The 17482-nt window shown below is 61.1% G+C and carries 15 protein-coding genes and 1 tRNA gene; 8 read left to right on the top strand and 8 right to left on the bottom strand.

From position 1 onward, the window contains the following. Positions 1–103: 103 nt before the first annotated feature. From KGA98_RS08850 to KGA98_RS08860, 3 genes are all read left to right on the top strand, one after another. A complete protein-coding gene (locus tag KGA98_RS08850; protein ID WP_223502105.1) occupies positions 104–898 on the top strand; it encodes an AraC family transcriptional regulator in 795 nt (264 codons plus the stop codon). A gap of 76 nt (positions 899–974) precedes the next feature. Next, a complete protein-coding gene (locus KGA98_RS08855; protein WP_008021538.1) occupies positions 975–1355 on the top strand; it encodes a RidA family protein in 381 nt (126 codons plus the stop codon). Between the two features lie 231 nt (positions 1356–1586). Next, positions 1587–3575, top strand: a complete 1989-nt coding sequence (locus KGA98_RS08860; RefSeq protein WP_223502106.1) for a peptidase U32 family protein — start codon at positions 1587–1589, stop codon at positions 3573–3575. 103 nt (positions 3576–3678) lie between these two features. On the opposite strand, the gene KGA98_RS08865 is transcribed toward KGA98_RS08860, so the two are convergent. After that, complete coding sequence (locus KGA98_RS08865; RefSeq protein ID WP_057715243.1) at positions 3679–4107, bottom strand: hypothetical protein; 429 nt, start codon at positions 4105–4107, stop codon at positions 3679–3681. 321 nt (positions 4108–4428) lie between these two features. On the opposite strand from KGA98_RS08865, the gene KGA98_RS08870 reads away from it, so the two are divergent. Beyond that, positions 4429–4503 (top strand) — tRNA-Gln (locus KGA98_RS08870). Between the two features lie 99 nt (positions 4504–4602). Here KGA98_RS08870 and KGA98_RS08875 read toward each other — a convergent pair. Then, positions 4603–5265 (bottom strand): glutathione S-transferase family protein, encoded by a 663-nt coding sequence (locus tag KGA98_RS08875; protein WP_223502107.1) that lies wholly within the window; start codon positions 5263–5265, stop codon positions 4603–4605. A gap of 158 nt (positions 5266–5423) precedes the next feature. On the opposite strand from KGA98_RS08875, the gene KGA98_RS08880 reads away from it, so the two are divergent. After that, positions 5424–6356: a GlxA family transcriptional regulator gene (locus KGA98_RS08880; protein ID WP_223502108.1), complete on the top strand. Its 933-nt coding sequence runs from the start codon at positions 5424–5426 to the stop codon at positions 6354–6356. A 101-nt stretch (positions 6357–6457) separates the two neighbouring features. After that, positions 6458–7432 (top strand): carbon-nitrogen hydrolase family protein, encoded by a 975-nt coding sequence (locus tag KGA98_RS08885; protein ID WP_223502109.1) that lies wholly within the window; start codon positions 6458–6460, stop codon positions 7430–7432. A 69-nt stretch (positions 7433–7501) separates the two neighbouring features. Here the strand turns inward: KGA98_RS08885 and KGA98_RS08890 are convergent, their stop codons facing one another. Further along, on the bottom strand, positions 7502–8008 hold the full coding sequence (locus tag KGA98_RS08890; RefSeq protein WP_218498280.1) for a DoxX family protein: 507 nt from the start codon (positions 8006–8008) through the stop codon (positions 7502–7504). A gap of 346 nt (positions 8009–8354) precedes the next feature. On the opposite strand from KGA98_RS08890, the gene KGA98_RS08895 reads away from it, so the two are divergent. Continuing rightward, the gene (locus KGA98_RS08895) at positions 8355–9857 is read left to right on the top strand and encodes an aldehyde dehydrogenase family protein (RefSeq protein WP_223502110.1); all 1503 of its coding nucleotides are present in this window, start codon (positions 8355–8357) and stop codon (positions 9855–9857) included. Positions 9858–9982: 125 nt separating this feature from the next. Here the strand turns inward: KGA98_RS08895 and KGA98_RS08900 are convergent, their stop codons facing one another. The 3 genes from KGA98_RS08900 to KGA98_RS08910 form a co-directional block, all read right to left on the bottom strand. Further along, positions 9983–10312 carry a hypothetical protein gene (locus KGA98_RS08900; RefSeq protein ID WP_032829393.1) on the bottom strand — a complete coding sequence of 110 codons (330 nt, stop codon included), beginning with the start codon at positions 10310–10312 and terminating at the stop codon, positions 9983–9985. Positions 10313–10835: 523 nt separating this feature from the next. Continuing rightward, complete coding sequence (locus tag KGA98_RS08905) at positions 10836–11339, bottom strand: GNAT family N-acetyltransferase (protein ID WP_223502111.1); 504 nt, start codon at positions 11337–11339, stop codon at positions 10836–10838. A gap of 72 nt (positions 11340–11411) precedes the next feature. Further along, the gene (locus tag KGA98_RS08910) at positions 11412–13358 is read right to left on the bottom strand and encodes a DNA topoisomerase III (RefSeq protein ID WP_223502112.1); all 1947 of its coding nucleotides are present in this window, start codon (positions 13356–13358) and stop codon (positions 11412–11414) included. 255 nt (positions 13359–13613) lie between these two features. Here KGA98_RS08910 and KGA98_RS08915 point away from each other — a divergent pair, with 255 nt between their 5' ends. Further along, entirely contained in the window at positions 13614–13982 is a 369-nt protein-coding gene (locus tag KGA98_RS08915; RefSeq protein WP_090454941.1) for a DUF427 domain-containing protein, read from the top strand. A 54-nt stretch (positions 13983–14036) separates the two neighbouring features. Here KGA98_RS08915 and KGA98_RS08920 read toward each other — a convergent pair whose 3' ends face one another. After that, complete coding sequence (locus KGA98_RS08920) at positions 14037–15659, bottom strand: MFS transporter (protein ID WP_057715232.1); 1623 nt, start codon at positions 15657–15659, stop codon at positions 14037–14039. 135 nt (positions 15660–15794) lie between these two features. Further along, positions 15795–17462, bottom strand: coding sequence for a GMC family oxidoreductase (locus tag KGA98_RS08925; RefSeq protein WP_223502113.1), 1668 nt, complete (start codon positions 17460–17462; stop codon positions 15795–15797). Between the last annotated feature and the right edge of the window lie 20 nt (positions 17463–17482).

The raw sequence follows: 17482 nt of genomic DNA on the forward strand, positions 1-17482 counted from the left end.
ATAGAGTGAACTTGGCGGCGTGCCCGCGATTGATGTTTTCCTTGGGTGTCGATGACGAAATCAGCACAATGGGCAGATACCGATCATTGGGAGAGACGGGTAGATGACTCAGGATGCGTTTGCGCTGTTTTGTCAGGGCGACGACTCGAACCGCCCCGAATCCATCGAGCAACTGCTGGCAGGTGTCGCGCTTTTGCTGCCCATGCTGGATGTCATTCCGAATGCGGCGATCTTTATCAAGGATGTCCAGGCGCGCTATGTCATGGCCAACCGCACGCTGGTGCAACGCTGTGGCTTGAAGCAGCTCCAGCCGCTATTGGGTAAAACCAGCGCCGAGGTGTTCCCGGAGCAACTGGGGCCTGGTTACACCGAGCAGGACCGGCGGGTGCTGGAGCAGGGGCTGGTGCTGGAAGACCAGCTGGAGTTGCATCTGTACGGCAGCCGCGAGCCGGGCTGGTGCCTGACCCATAAGCGCCCCTTGTATAACCGCCGCAATGAAATCATCGGTCTGGCGGGCATCTCGGTCGACCTGCAATCGGCCAGTGACACGCACCCGGCGTACCAGCGCCTGGCGGCAGTGGACGAACACATTCGCGCGCATTTCAACCGGCGCGTCACCCTGGGCGAGTTGACGCGCATCGCCGGAATTTCCGTGGCGCAACTGGAACGCTACTGCAAGCGCGTGTTTCACCTGACGCCACGGCAGATGATCCAGAAGGTTCGCCTGGAACACGCGCATCGACTGCTCCACACCGATATGCCGATCACCGAGGTCGCCCTGCAATGCGGCTATACCGACCACAGTGCGTTCACCCGGCAGTTCAAGGCATTGACCGGTTTCACCCCGCGCCAGTACCGGCAGGCCACCGGTCACCAGCAGCCGTCCGGTCTGGATTAGCGACGCGCCGCCAATGGCCCTGTAAACTGGCCGCGCAAAAGGCGCCTGCCTCACCACCTCAAGCAAGAGAGTCCTCATGGCAAACCACGACCTGACCTTCACCCCTGATCCTGATGCGGATTCGATTTCCTCCGACGTTGTCGGTTTCGGCGGTGTGCTGGTCTCCACCCAGATCCCCACCCGCGCCGACGGCAGCCTGGAACTGGGCGACATCACCCTGCAAAGCGAATGCACCCTGCAAGCGCTGAAGGTCGCGCTGGAGCGAGCCGGCAGTTCCATGGACCGCGTGATGCACCTGACCATCTACCTCACCGACATGGCCGACCGCGCCGCGTTCAACGAGGTCTACAAGCGCTACTTCGCCAAACCATGGCCGGTGCGTGCTGCTGTCGGGGTTGCCTCGTTGGCGGTTGAAGGCATGCGCGTGGAAGTGACCGCGATGGCGGCCAAGGCCTGATCTCAGTCAGACATACACAAAACCCTGTGGGAGCGGGCTTGCTCGCGAAGACGGCGTGTCAGCTGGCACAAGTGTTGACTGACCCAGCGCTTTCGCGAGCAAGCCCGCTCCCACAGGGGATGAGGCATGCCAGGCCTGCTCGAAGCACCACCTGGCAGCATACGGGTGCCGGTCAGGCGTTTCGCCGCTACAATGCACGCCTCGACCGTGACAAGCCTGACTAAAAAAACTATGTCTTTGCCCAAACATCACCTGGAATTGCTCAGCCCTGCCCGCGATGTCGCCATCGCCCGCGAGGCCATCCTGCATGGCGCCGATGCCATCTACATCGGTGGCCCGAGCTTCGGCGCCCGCCACAATGCCTGCAACGAAGTGAGTGATATCGCCCAATTGGTGGAGTTCGCCCGTCGCTACCACGCCCGGGTGTTCACCACCATCAATACCATCCTGCACGACAACGAACTGGAACCGGCCCGCAAGCTGATCCATCAGTTGTACGACGCCGGCGTCGATGCGCTGATCGTCCAGGACCTGGGGGTGATGGAGCTGGACATTCCGCCGATCGAGCTGCACGCCAGTACCCAGACTGACATCCGCACCCTGGAGCGAGCGAAGTTTCTCGATCAGGCCGGTTTCTCGCAACTGGTGCTGGCCCGTGAGCTGAATCTCCAGGAGATCCGCGCCATCGCCGACGAAACCGACGCAGCCATCGAGTTCTTTATCCATGGTGCGTTGTGCGTGGCGTTTTCCGGCCAGTGCAACATTTCCCATGCGCAAACCGGGCGCAGCGCCAACCGTGGCGACTGCTCCCAGGCCTGCCGTCTGCCGTACACCCTCAAGGACGAAAAAGGTGGGGTGATCGCCTACGAAAAGCACCTGCTGTCGATGAAGGACAACAACCAGAGCGCCAACATCCGCGCCCTGGTCGAGGCCGGCGTGCGCTCGTTCAAGATTGAAGGCCGCTACAAGGACATGGGCTATGTGAAAAACATCACCGCCTACTACCGTCAGCGCCTCGACGCCGTGCTCGAAGACCGCCCGGACCTGGCCCGTGCCTCCAGCGGCCGCACCGCGCACTTCTTCCTGCCCGACCCGGAAAAAACCTTCCACCGTGGCAGCACCGATTACTTCGTCACTGACCGCAAGATCGACATTGGCGCCTTTGATTCGCCGACCTTCACCGGTCTGCCGGTGGGTGTGGTCGAAAAAGTCGCCAAGCGCGACATGCAGGTTGTCACGCACGAACCGCTGTCCAACGGCGACGGCCTCAATGTGCTGGTCAAGCGTGAAGTGGTGGGTTTCCGCGCCAACATCGCCGAACCCAAAGGCGAATTCGAGGAGGACGGCGAGAAGCGTTATCGCTATCGCGTCGAGCCCAACGAGATGCCGGAGGGGATGTACAAGCTGCGCCCCAATCATCCGCTGAATCGCAACCTTGATCACAACTGGCAACAGGCGCTGCAAAAGACCTCCGCCGAGCGTCGAATTGCCCTGAACTGGGTCGCTTACCTGCGTGAAGAGCAACTGGAACTGACCGCTACCAGCGAAGAGGGCATCAGCGCCAGCGTCACCCTGTCCGGCCCGTTCGGTGCCGCCAACAAGCCGGAACAGGCGCTGGAGCAATTGCAGGATCTGCTCGGCCAACTGGGTACCACGCAGTACCACGCCATCGACATCAAGCTGGACGCGCCGCAGGCGTACTTCATCCCCAACTCGCAGCTCAAGGCCCTGCGCCGTGAAGTGATCGACGCCTTGACCGAAGCGCGGATCGCCGCCCACCCGCGTGGCAGCCGTAAGGCCGAGACCACGCCGCCGCCGGTGTACCCGGAGTCGCACCTGTCCTTCCTGGCCAACGTCTACAACCAGAAGGCCCGCGACTTCTATCACCGCCACGGCGTCAAGCTGATCGACGCGGCCTACGAGGCCCACGAGGAAACCGGCGAGGTGCCGGTGATGATCACCAAGCACTGCCTGCGTTTCTCCTTCAACCTGTGCCCGAAACAGGCCAAGGGCGTGACTGGCGTGCGCACCAAGGTTGCACCGATGCAGCTGATACACGGCGATGAAGTGCTGACGTTGAAGTTCGACTGCAAGCCTTGTGAGATGCACATCATCGGCAAGATGAAAGGCCACATCCTCAACCTGCCGCAACCGGGCAGCGTGGTGGGGCACATCAGCCCCGAAGACCTGCTCAAGACCATCCCGCGCGCGCCGCACTGAGTGACCGGTGAGTGCGCTGCAATGGCGCGCTCACCTGTTCCAGCCGAAACCTCTTTTGCTGAATTCCAGACGCTGACGATAAACCTGGAGCTGGCGGTCGACACTATTTACAGGTATCGGCGACGGCCTTTTCAGCTCGTTTGAATTCCTGTTTGACGTCGGTCGGGATGCGTTGCCTTTTCAGTTCCTGACCGAGGAAGGGTTGTTCGCCTCGGGACTGGACCTCAGCCTCCTCGGCCGTTATCTGCGCCTCGATGGCAGCGGCGTGCTTGTCGATGACGGCATCGACCTCGGCTTCATTCCTGGCGGTATCGAGTGCCAGGACCAACTGGCCGGCCTCGGCTTTTTCGGCTTCGGCATAGGCTTCGACCGTCAACCCGGAGGCCAAGGCTCGCGCTTGGGTTTCCAGGTCATTCAGGTGCTCCCGGGCGGCCTTGCAGACCGCTTCCTGTCGCTGGTTCTGGATGTGCTCCCAGGTGTTCAACCCATAAACCGCGGTCCCGAGTACCAGAAGGGTTGCAGCGGCCCCCATTAATTTGCCTTTCACTTTTGGCGCCCTCAAATGGCAAGGGAAGGGTGTTGCATAAACGATTCCCGATTCAATTCGAGTAAAGAAAAGCGTAGCAGAGCTGTTCGGGCTGAATGTGCGCCGATAAATCCCCGAGATCCGGCTCAACACTAAGCGCCTGTTTTAATGAACAATTTTTTTTGTTTGGGCTTCCCAGACGAGGAAAAAGTTGGTAAATTTGCGCCCACTCTTGCAGCGGCCCTCAGGGAACCAGCCGCGAGAGCAGGCAACAGGTCTTGTTGCCACTCAAGAAAGCGAGTGCCAGGCACTCAACGCAACAGATACAGGGGCGTCGCCAAGCGGTAAGGCAGCAGGTTTTGATCCTGCCATGCGTTGGTTCGAATCCAGCCGCCCCTGCCATTTTTTTATTCCTGCATAATCAGAAAACACTCGACCGACGGTTATTATTCGTTGACTCGTTGGTTTTTTGCCTCCCGTTGCCCGGTCGCGCTGGCGCCACTACCGAAAGCGCTCCGGGATGGCCTCGGCAAACGGGTACCAGGAAAAATACGGCCTTGCCTCGTCGATGACCTGCTTGACCGAGGACCTTTGGGTCAACCTGTCGAAATAAGCACTCAAGTGGCGATGATCGCCGGGAAAGGGGACGAGGGTGCTGGCGTAGAACAGTGCCGGGGCGGCAGCACAGTCGGCCATGCTGAACGTGGGGCTGGCGACCCAGGTTCTTGCCGCCAGCTGACGTTCAAGCATGCCGTACGCCGTCATTAGCGCGGCGCGTTCGCGGGTCAGGTCGCCGTTTGCGGCATTGATTCTGTCAGCGACGATCTTCTGCATCGGCACCTGGATGTGCAGGTCGAAAAAACGATCCCACAGACGCACCTCCAGCGCGGTTTCCCAGTCGTCCGGAACCAGATGCACCTGGCCGGGATGAAGCCGGTCCAGGTACTCAATGATCACACTCGACTCCGGCACATCCTTTTGCCGGGCGTGATCGCGCAGCACCGGAAACTTGCCGATCGGCCACAGCGCTTGAAGCTCGGCCCGGTCAGCCTCGTTACCCAGGTCTATGACCCTTTTTTCAAACTCGATTCCCAGTTCATAGAGAGCGATCAGCGCTTTGTGGCAGAACGACGAGAGCGGATGGAAATAAAGAGTCAGTGACATCCTGCAATTCCTCGGTGGGATGGAAACCACCTGATTATCCGTCGCTATCGGCCAACGCGCGAGGTGCTCCGCCCTGATGCCCGGCGCCTGCTGTTCGGGTTAGAGTACAAGTCTTCTGGCCTGAAAATCAGGCATGCCACGTTTAGGGTCATATCGCCATGCACCAGATCGGACTCATTGTTTACCCCGGCTTCCAGGTTCTGGGCCTGGCCATGTGTGCCGCCTTCGAGTTGGCCAATAGCGCCGGCGACGAGCCGTTGTACCGCATTGCATTGCTGTCCGAGCCGGGTGGCCTGGTGCAAACGTCCGCCGGTTTTGCAGTGCAGACCGAAGCGTTCGACCAGCGCGCGTTCGATACGCTGCTGGTCCTGGGCGACAACCTCATCCGCCCGACCACGCCGGGCATGTTGGAGTTTCTGCGTCGCGCCAGCCACGGCACCCGGCGTCTGGGCTCGATTTGCACGGGGGCGATTGCCTTGGCCCAGGCCGGTTTGCTTGATGGTCGGCGGGCGACCACCCACTGGGCGCATGTGTCGGCCTTTCGCAAGGCGTACCCGAACGTGAAGGTCGAGGAAGACCGGATCTTCATCAACGACGGCAACGTCTGGACGGCTGCCGGCATGAGCGCATGCGTCGATCTGGCGCTGGCCCTGGTAGAGAGCGATCTGGGCGTCGACGTTGCACGCAAGGTAGCGCGGCAATTGGTGGTGTATCACCGGCGTTCCGGCGGGCAGTCGCAGTTTTCGGTGATGCTGGAGCTGGCCCCCAAGACCGATCGCATACAGGCCGCGCTGAATTACGCCAGGCAGAATCTCAAGTCCGCGCTGTCGGTCGAGGAGCTGGCCAGTGCGGCCAATCTCAGCCCTCGGCAATTCAGCCGGGTGTTTCATGCCGAAACCGGCCAGTCTCCGGCCAAGGCCATCGAAAACCTGCGGGTGGAGTCGGCCCGGTTGATGATGGAAACCGGACGGCACTCTATCGATGCGGTAGCGACGGACACCGGCTTTGGTGACCGGGAGCGGATGCGCCGCGCTTTTATTCGTGCGTTCGGGCAGCCGCCGCAGGTGATTCAGCGTGCCAGTCGGGGCTGAATCGTGATGTCCTGAAAGGTGGTGTATACGACATTCAGGTCTTAATGTTATTTACGTAATATTTATCTCGTTGAAACCTTTCCCTCAATGAGATCACCGCCATGACCCTCGTCAAAGCCGCCGCCGTACAAATCAGCCCTGTTCTTTACAGCCGAGAAGGCACCGTCGACAAAGTGGTGCAGAAGATTCTCGAACTCGGCGAGCAGGGTGTGCAATTCGCCGTATTCCCGGAAACCGTGGTGCCGTACTACCCGTACTTTTCCTACGTGCAGTCGCCATTCGAAATGGCCGCCGAACACCTCAAGCTGCTGAACCAGGCGGTCACCGTGCCTTCGCACGCCACCGATGCCATCGGCGCTGCGGCCAGGCAAGCGGGGATGGTCGTGTCCATCGGCGTCAACGAGCGCGATGGCGGCACGTTGTACAACACGCAGTTGCTGTTCGATGCCGACGGCTCGCTGATCCAGCGTCGCCGCAAGATTTCCCCGACCTACCACGAGCGCATGATCTGGGGCATGGGCGACGGCTCCGGCCTGCGGGCCGTCGACAGCGCGGTAGGGCGCATCGGGCAACTGGCCTGCTGGGAGCATTTCAACCCGCTGGCCCGTTATGCCTTGATGGCCGATGGCGAACAGATCCATGCGGCCATGTACCCGGGGTCGTTTGCAGGTCCGCTGTTCGCCTCGCAAATGGAAGTCAGCATTCGTCAGCATGCTCTGGAGGCCGCGTGCTTTGTGGTCAACTCCACGGCGTGGCTGTACCCCGAGCAACAGGCGCAGATCATGGCCGACACCGGTTGCGCCATCGGTCCGATCTCCGGCGGTTGCTACACCGCGATCATCAGCCCGGATGGCTCGGTGCTGGGTTCGTTGCATGAAGGTGAGGGCGAGGTGATCGCCGACCTCGACATGGGCCTGATCGACAAGCGCAAGCGCATGATGGATTCCCGTGGACACTACAGCCGCCCGGAACTGCTGAGCCTGCTGATTGACCGCACGCCGCAATCCCATGTGCATGAGCGCAGCGCGCATCCAAAGCTGGCGGAACAGACCGGGCTGGAAGAGGTGATGGGTTAGTTCCGGGGAAAAAAAACAGGGGACTTCATGGAAGTCCCCTTTTTGTTTGTCGGCGTTGCAGCTGTCGTTTCAGCGTCGCCAGAAGCAACGCGCCAGCAGCGCATCGATACCGAGCTTGCCGCCACCCGACAGCAACAGCGGCGTGAGGGCCACAAGATAGATCAAAGGCAGCTTGAAGTTGCCGTAACCCTTGTTGCTGATGGCATAGCCTTGGGCGAGTTCACTGAGAGTGTGCCAGTCGGCGGGCCAATGGACGGCGGCGGTTGCGACGAGGGTCACCACCATCAGGCTCAGCGCCGAAAAACGTGTGCCCAGGCCCACCAGCAAGGTCAGGGCGAAGATCAGTTCGGCCCACATCGACAGTTCCCAGTTCAGCGTCGCTGGAAGGTGGTCGAACGGAAACGGGAAGCGCTCCTGGATATCGGCGAACCAGTTCTGGCCGTTGAATTTTTCCAGGCCGGACTCGAAGAATTCCCAGGCGAGAAACACCCGCAGCGCCAGGGGGGCAACCCAGTCGCCGGCACGGTCGAGGTTCAGGTGCAGGCCTTTGACGGCCGAAGAAACGGAAGTGTTCATGGGCGTAGTTCTCTTTCAGGTCAGGGCGGCGGGGCAACGGCATACCCCCGAGAGTTGAGCGCTTTGATCGGCTTGGCCAATCGACAGGCGTATTTCATCAATGGGGTGTATCTGCGGTGTGTCGTTGTGGCGGGGTTTTGAGTGCGGGGTGTGTCTGGGGTGGGGCTGTATACACTGAGATACGTAAACGGCCATCGCTTACCCCCTGTGGGAGCGAGCCTGCTCGCGATAGCGGAGGTCAGGCAGCATCAATGCGACTGACCTGACGCTATTCGCGAGCAGGCTCGCTCCCACAGGGAAATTGCTATACATTTTCTGGCCGCCCCCTGCATGGTGAAACCGCTTCATGTCTCTTGCGCTCGAACGTCTAGTCGCTGGCACGCCAATCCCTTTCGCCGGTAATCGTGTCACTGTCGTCAGCCCCGAACTGGCGCAACGCTTCCAGCCCGGTGACCACCTGCTGGTGGAGCAGGTCAGCGGCGAGTTGCTGCTGATTCCCGTGGCGGACCAGCAAGCGGCCAACGTCGCGATCGAGCGCGCCCAGGCGGCATTCACCGCGCTGTCGGCAGTGTCCGATCAAGCCATCAGCGCCTTCTTCGACCTGTTTGCCCAACGCCTGGAAACCGCGCAATGCTGGGCCTTGATCGAAGCCGCCAACCTGGCCGACATCGAGCGGGCCAAGGCGCGCGGTCGTTCGACCACCCGGTTGCTGGCCGATGAGCGCATGCGTCGCGACATGATCGCCGGCCTGCGCGCCTGGCGCGATGCACCGGCCAGTCGTGGCAAGGTGATCAGTTGCGTCGAACACGATGGCTGGAAAGTCGAGCAAGTGGTCTCGCCGCTGGGCATCGTCGCGTTCGTCTTCGAAGGCCGGCCGAATGTGTTTGCCGACGCGGCCGGTGTATTGCGTACCGGCAACACCGCCGTGCTGCGCATCGGCAGTGATGCGTTGGGCACCGCCCAGGCGATCGTCACCCATGCACTGAACCCTGCGCTGAGCGACGCCGATTTGCCGGCCGGTGCCGTGTCGCTGGTGGAAAGTGTCAACCACGCCGCCGGTTGGGCGATGTTCGCTGACCGACGCCTGTCATTGGCAGTGGCCCGTGGTTCGGGTCGCGCCGTCAGTCAGTTGGGCAGCATCGCGCAGCAGGCCGGTACGGCGGTCAGCCTGCACGGCACCGGTGGCGCCTGGCTGATCGCCAACGCCGATGCCGACGCCCCGCGCTTTGCCGCCGTGGTGCGCAACTCCCTGGACCGCAAGGTCTGCAACACCCTGAACGTCTGCCTGATTCACCGCGACCGCGCCGCTGAACTGGTGCCGCTGTTCCTCGACGCACTCAAGCAGGCCGGCACCGCACGGGGCCAGGGCTGCAAGCTGCATATCGTTGAAGGCAGCGAGTCGCACCTGCCGCAAGACTGGCTGGCTGCAACGGTCCAGGTATACCGTGCCGAAGGCTATCAAAGCGAGGTGCAGGCCGAGCCGTTGCCGGAAGACCAATTGGGCCGTGAATGGGAATGGGAAGAAACCCCGGAAGTCAGCCTGAAGATCGTCGACAACCTGGACGATGCCATTGCCTTGTTCAATCGCTACAGCCCGCAATTCACCGTGTCATTGATCAGTGAAAATGCCGAGGCTCAGGAGCGTTTCTACAACGCGGTCAACGCGCCTTTTGTCGGCAATGGCATCACCCGTTGGGTCGATGGCCAGTACGCGTTGAACAAGCCGGAGCTGGGGCTTTCGAACTGGGAGAGCGGGCGCCTGTTTGCTCGCAGTGCGATTCTCTCGGGTGATGGCGTGTTCACCATTCGTAGTCGCATGACCCAGGTCGATCTGGGCGTCAAACGCTGAGATGGCGGAACTTGTGACCGCTGCAAGCCCGCTCCCACAGTTGATTTTTATTCCAACATAAAAAAGCCTGCTCCTTATCGGGAGCAGGCCTTGTTTATCAATAAGTCAGTAATGACTCATCTTAATCAGTAGAACCGGTCAATCACCCGAACTTCGTTCTGGTTCTGCATCGAGGCCCAGGCCTGTTTCAGGGTTTGCAGAACATTACCGATGAAGTCCTTGTCGGCCGCGGCCTTCTTGCCGACATAGCCCTGGCCGCGACGGTACATCTTCAGTCGGGCGAGCAGGTTCTGGTTGTTCTGGTCGAACTCTGCTTCATGGGCGTGCGGCGACAGGCAGTCGATATGAACCTGGCCACACTTGCTGATCCAGAGAATATGGTTGTCGTGGCTGTCTTTCTTTGCAGCGAAGATACGAGCCAGTTCATCGATAGTTGGTTGATTGTTCAGATTCATCATAAAGCCCCTTGACCAATTGGTGATCTTTCAAAGTTGATTCGCTAATACAGGTAGCCCATCGGTTAGTTGATCCCTGGCACCGAAACCAGGACGTCAGCGTTCGACCGCCTTATCGGGCGGGGTCCTGCGTCTGTTGCATGTAGTCGTGTTGAATAACTGCTACGCAATAGCGTCACAACGAAGAGAAGCGGCGAAAACCTTAAGGCCACTGCCGACATTTTAAGGGTCGGCCACAAGCTTCATGAGGATTGCTCGCCAAGACTTCTCGCCCTTGTACTGGACGTTCAGGCCAGGTCAGCTTCTTCAATCTGCCTTGTGGGCAGCGTGTATCCGGGAAAAACAGCTCGGCGGTCAGACGAGCTTGCTCAAACGTGTTGCCTGTACTCCCGATCGGGGAGACGTCTGCATCATGCAAGGGCAAATCGGAGGCGTCAACGGTTTTGTAGTGATTATTTTTGGTCACTACATATTGTCGGACAAAGCTGTTGGGAATTAGCGGGCGGAGTCGAAGGTGTGTCGGTCAGGACGACAAAGGCGGACACTCAAAGCGGTAAAAAGTGCAGGGATAGCGGTCAACCACCTGCTGATGCAAGGTGAGCCCGGCAACGTTGAGCCCCGGCATCACGGCGGCCCAGAACAGGCGCGCCGGCTGATTCGCCTCGATGTGGAAAATCTGCCATTGACCGGGGAACCGACTCAAGAGGGTGGAAACGACAAATCGCGCGACACCCCGGCCACGAAAGCGTCGACTGACAAACAGATAGCCGATGTTGTAGTCGGCGCCGGGTAGATGGACCTGGTTATCCACGGTCACGAAGCCAGCCAATTCACCGTCGACCTCGATCAGGAAGGGTCGGGTAGCCGGGTTTCGCCAGTAGTCGGGCATGGGCAGGATGTTGAAGAAACCGTATTCGCCGAGTTTCAGCGGTAACCATTCGCTGAAGTCGTAAGTGTAGAACTGCATCAGGTTCTCGATGGTTTCCAGTTCATCGCGTTGGGCGGCGTGCAGTTCTATCGAAGGCATACGGGTTGGCTCCAGTTACGCCGGGGCAGGTACACCCTTCATTATGGTTGGCCGCAAGGTTCGGTGTCGGGTTCAGGTTTTGCTTGCCGGCTTTGCCCCGCGCCTGGTGCCACTCGATGGTTTGCGCGGGGCGCTCTTGCGCTTTTTCTTCCATGGGGTTGCGGCGCGCCCGCCGGGCGGTGGACCGCTGATGGTCAGGCTCAGGCCGGCACAGCGACTGACCTGCTTGCTCATCCACGCCGCCTGTTTGGTGACGAACTCTTCCAGGCTCATTTCCCCGCTTTGCACCATGTCCAGCGCCTGCTCCCAGATCGCCGTGGTGCCCGGATCGGCGATGGCCCGGGGTACGGCGTCGATCAGGCTGAACGCGGCCGGTGTGGCGGCCAGGGCTTTGCCGTTCTTGACCAGATAACCACGGTCGAGCAGGCCCTGAATGATCGACGCACGCGTCGCTTCGGTGCCGATGCCGGTGGTGTCCTTGAGCTTTTGCTTGAGCAGCGGGTCTTGCACCAGTTTGGCGACATTCTTCATGGCCTTGATCAGGTCGCCTTCCGTAAACGGCTTTGGCGGTTGCGTCCAGAGGTCCTTGAATTGCACGCCGGCCACTGCGCAGTCGATGCCTTCGGCCAGGTTGGGCAGAGTCTGCGGTGCCGGGGCTTCGCGCCCCTTGGCCGGAGCCAGTGCTTCGGGCAGGGCGCGTTTCCAGCCCGGCTCGATGATCTGCTTGCCGACAGCGCGCAAGGCCTCGCCGGCGCAGTTGAAATCGGCCTGGGTGCGGTCGTACTCGTGATTGGGCAGGAACTGCGCCAGGTATCGGGCGCGGATCAGGGTGTAGACCGCACGCTGTTTGCCCGCCAGACGTTCGAGGTTCTTCGCCGCAGCCGTGGGGATGATGCCGTGGTGCGCACTGACCTTGGCATCGTTCCAGGCCCGTGAGCGCCGTTGCGGATCAAGGTGGTCGTGCAAGGCGTTCAACGCCGGATCGGCCTGGCGCAACGCCGCCAGAATGGCCGGCGCCTCGCTGTGCTGACTCAGGGGCAAGTAGCCGCAATCACTACGCGGATAGGTAATGACTTTGTGGGTCTCGTACAGCGCCTGGGCAATGTCGAGGGTTTCCTGGGCGCCGAGGCCGAGTTTCTTTGAGCAGACCTCCTGCAGGGTACCCAGGTCGAACGGCAGCGGGGCCACTTCGCGCATCCGTTCGGTGCGCAGTTTGATCACCCGCGCACTGGCCGCGCCGCTCATGGCGGCCGCAGCTTGTTGCGCCAATGCCTGATTCAGACAGCGGTCCTGGTCGTCGCAAAGCTCGGATGCCGCGCGCCATTGCGCCGTGAACGCGGTGCCGTTGTGCAGCAGTTGCACGTCGATGGCCCAATAGGGGACGGGCACAAAGTCGGCGATGCTGCGATCGCGATCCACCACCAGGCGCAAGGTCGGCGTTTGCACCCGGCCGACCGGCAACACGCCTTGATAGCCAGACTGGCGCCCCAGCAGGGTGAACAGCCGACTCATGTTCATGCCGATCAGCCAGTCGGCCCGGGAACGCCCCAGGGCCGAATGATAGAGGCTGAAGGTCTCGTTCCCCGGTTTGAGGGCCGCGAGGGCCTTGCGGATGGACGCATCGTCCAGCGCCGACAACCAGAGCCGGCGGATCGGCCCGCGATAGCGGCAATGCTCCACCAGTTCCCGGGCGATCATCTCGCCCTCGCGGTCGGCGTCCGTGGCAATGATCAGTTCGGACGCTTCACCGAGCAGGCGCTTGACCGCCTTGTACTGGCTGGCGGTGCGCGGCTTGACGGTCATTTTCCATTTTTCGGGAATGATCGGCAGGTCGGCCAGCACCCAGCGCTTGTAGCGCGCGTCGTAGGCATCCGGCGGTGCGGTTTCCAGCAAGTGGCCGATGCACCAGGTCACCGTGACGTCCGTTCCCAGCCAACAGCCATCGCCCCGGCGCCGGGCGCCGAGGACTGCTGCAATGTCTTTGGCCTGGGAAGGTTTTTCACAGAGGTACAGCCGCATAACCACCATCGTCGATCAATGTGCCAGAGATGCACAGAATGGCGCTTGATGAACGATGGAGCAATCTTTATCTGTATGGATGTACAGGTTTGTGTGTCGCTCCCGTTCGGCTGCGAAGCAGTCGCGAGGGTAAAACTTGGGTTATACCTGATAAATCGTGGTTTCAGGTTTTGGGGCTGCTGCGCAGCCCATCGCGGGCAAGCCACGCTGCCACATCGATTTGCAGGTCCATTACCGTCATGAGGAACGTTTTCCATGAAAAGCTCCGGTCCTAGCCCTGTCATCACCATCGCCGAGCAGCCTGGCTGTCTGTTGGTAAAATTTCACGGCATTCAAGTGGCCGCCTCGGCGCGGGCCCTGGTGTTGCTGGAGGCCAACTACCCGCCGGTGTACTACGTGCCGCGAGAGGACATCGACGAGAAGTATTTCGCCCGCACCGACCACACCAGTTATTGCCCCTACAAGGGCGATGCCAGTTATTTCAGCCTGCAGGTGCCGGGGCATGAAAGCGCCAACGCGGTGTGGAGTTACGAAAACCCCAAGATATCTGTCGAACAGATTCGAGAGTACGTGGCGTTCTACCCGGATCAAGTGAAGTTCGAGTTGCTCGATGCCGAAGTTTGATCGGGTTTGATCGCCGCGACGAGGGAGCCAGCTCCCTCGTCGCGGGCAATGACCTCAGTTCTTGTCGAGATCGACGTTGCGCGTCTCACGCAGGCAAATCATCCCCACCACCAGGCTCACCCCGGTGATCACCACCGGATACCACAGCCCGTAGAAGATATCCCCGGTGTACACCACCAACGCGAACGACACGGTCGGCAGGAAGCCGCCGAACCAGCCGTTGCCGATGTGGTAGGGCAGGGACATCGAGGTGTAGCGGATGCGGGTCGGGAACAGTTCGACCATCAACGCCGCCAGCGGGCCGTAGCACATCGCGGAGATGATGATCAGCGCGACGATCAGCGCCACGATCATCGGCTTGTTGATCTGCTGCATGTCCGCCTGTTGCGGGTAACCGGCGAGGGTCACGGCACCGCGCAGGGCGGCTTCGTCGAACCCGTCGATCTTCACGTCACCGACGCTCACCTGCACGTCACTGCCGGCCGGTGCGACAGCACTCTGGTACGGCAGGCCCTGCTTGACCAGGAAGGTCTTGACCTTGTCGCACGGGCTGTCGAATTTCGCCTTGCCCACCGGGTCGAACTGGAAGGTGCAGGTGGCCGGGTCGGCCATCACGGTGATCGGTGCCTGGCGGCTGGCCTGGTCGATGGCCGGGTTGGCGTAGTGGGCCAGGGTCTTGAAGATCGGGAAGTACAGGGCGGTGGCCAGCAGCAGGCCGATCATCAGCACCGGTTTACGCCCGACCTTGTCCGACAGCCAGCCAAAGAAAATGAAGAAGGGGGCGCCGATGGTTACGCTGACGATCAGCAAACCGTTGGCCACGGCCGGGTCCATTTTCAGGAACTGGGTGAGGAAGAACAGCACATAGAATTGCGCGGCGTAGAAGGTCACCGCTTGCCCGGCATTGATGCTGAACAGGGCGATCAACACCACCTTGAGGTTTTCCCACTTGCCGAAGGAGTCGCGAATCGGCTGTTTGCACAGCTTGCCTTCTTCTTTCATTTTCACGAAGGCCGGCGATTCATGCAGGCTCAGGCGAATCCAGGTCGAGATGCCCAGCAGCACGATGGAAAACAGGAACGGAATGCGCCAGCCCCAGACTTCGAACTGATCGCCGGTGAAGTAACGGCAGCCCAGCACCACCAGCAGCGACAGCAGCAGGCCCAGGGTCGCGGTGGATTGAATCCAGCTGGTGTGGAAGCCGCGCTTGCCGATGGGCGCGTGCTCGGCGACGTAGGTCGCGGCGCCGCCGTATTCACCACCCAGGGCCAGGCCCTGGAGCATGCGCAGCACCACCAGGATGATCGGCGCGGCGATGCCGATGCTGGCGTAGGTCGGCAGCAGCCCGACGCAGAACGTCGCCAGGCCCATGAGGACGATGGTGGCGAGGAAGGTGTACTTGCGCCCGATCATGTCCCCCAACCGACCGAACACCAGCGCGCCGAACGGCCGCACGATAAAGCCGGCGGCGAAGGCCATCAGCGCGAAGATAAACGCCGTGGTGTCGTTGACCCCGGCGAAAAACTGCTTGCTGATCACCGCCGCGAGGGCGCCATAGAGGAAAAAGTCGTACCACTCGAAGACTGTCCCGAGGGACGAGGCAAAGATGACTTTCTGGGTTTCCTGACTGGTGCCCGCGCTGCGCACGGCTTCCAGGGTTTGAACGTTCTCTGACATACCGGTATCCCTCACAGTGATTGTTTTTGTTGTTCCACTGGTGTTGCGTGTTCCATTTCAGGGGTAATGCTCAGTGTCCGTGAATCTAATGCGATCCTTGTGGGAGCGGGCTTGCTCGCGAAAGCGGTGGATCATTCACATTGATGTTGAATGACACGACGCCTTCGCGAGCAAGCCCGCTCCCACAGGTGATGTGTTTACAACAGGGTTGAGGATCAATTGTGCAGCCTTCTCGGCAATCATCAGCGTCGGCGAGCAGGTGTTGCCGGAGGTGATGCGCGGCATGATCGAGGCATCGGCAATGCGCAGGCCGGGGATGCCATGGACCTTGAGTTGCGCATCGACCACGGCGTCGGCGTCATTGCCCATGCGGCAGGTGCCCACCGGATGGAAAATCGTGGTGCCGATCCGCGCGGCGGCTTCGTGCAACTGTTCTTCGCTTTGCAGGCTGTCGCCGGGCAGGTACTCCACCGGATTGAAGGCACGCAGGGCCGGGGCGGCGACGATGCGCCGGGTCAGGCGAATGGCATCGGCGGCGACCCGCAGGTCTTGCGGGTGGCTTAGGTAATTGGGTTGGATCAGCGGGGCTTCTTGCGGATCGGCCGAGCGGATTTCCACCCGGCCACGGCTTTGCGGACGTAGATCGCAGACCGACGCGGTGAACGCCGGGAAGGCATGCAGCGGTTCGCCAAAACGCTCCAGCGACAGCGGCTGCACGTGGTATTCGAGGTTGGCTGAAGTCTGCTCCGGCCCCGAGCGGGCAAAGGCGCCCAACTGGCTCGGCGCCATGGACAGCGGGCCGCTGCGGTCATACAGGTAGCGCAGGCCCATGCCCATCTTGCCCCACAGGCTGCCGGCGATCTGGTTCAGGGTACGGGCATTTTCCAGCTTGTAGATCAGCCGCAGTTGCAGGTGATCTTGCAGGTTGCCACCGACGCCGGGTAACTCATGGGCGACGCCAATGCCCAGCCGCTCAAGCAGTGGACGCGGGCCGATGCCGGAGCGTTGCAGGATGCTGGGCGAACCGATCGAGCCGGCACACAGGACGATCTCCTTGCGCGCCTTGAAGGTTTTTGCCTGGCCTTGCCAGCGGGCGCTGACCGCCGAGGCGCGGCCATTGTCCAGCAACACGCGGTCGACTTCGACACCGGTCAGCACGGTGAGATTGGGACGTTGGCCAATGGGTTTGAGAAAGGCCTTGGACGCGTTCCAGCGTATGCCGGCCTTCTGATTGACCTGGAAATAACCGCAACCTTCGTTATCGCCCTGGTTGAAGTCATCGATGCTGGCGATGCCGCTTTGCTCGGCGGCACTGCGGAACGCATCGAGAATCGGCCATGACAGGCGCTGGCGTTCGACCCGCCATTCGCCCGTGGCGCCGTGAAACTCGGCGGCGCCGGCAAAGTGATTTTCACTCTGCTTGAACAGTGGCAATACGTCTCGCCAGCTCCAGCCAGGATTGCCGTCGGCGGCCCAGCCGTCGTAATCGCCGGCCTGGCCGCGCATGTAGATCATGCCGTTGATCGAGGAGCAGCCCCCCAGCACCTTGCCGCGCGGGTAGCTCAGGGCGCGACCTTGCAGGCCCGGTTGCGCTTCGGTCTTGAAGCACCAGTCGGTGCGCGGGTTGCCGATGCAGAACAGGTAACCCACGGGGATGTGAATCCACGCATAGTTGTCGCGGCCGCCGGCCTCGAGCAGCAACACGCGATGTTGCGCATCGGCCGACAGTCGATTGGCCAGCAGACACCCGGCCGGCCCGGCCCCGACCACGATGTAATCGAATTCATCTAGGGAAGCCTGCATCCCTGACCTCGTGTTGTTGT

This window comes from Pseudomonas sp. BF-R-24 (genome assembly GCF_019947335.1).
Taxonomy (GTDB): domain Bacteria; phylum Pseudomonadota; class Gammaproteobacteria; order Pseudomonadales; family Pseudomonadaceae; genus Aquipseudomonas; species Aquipseudomonas jessenii.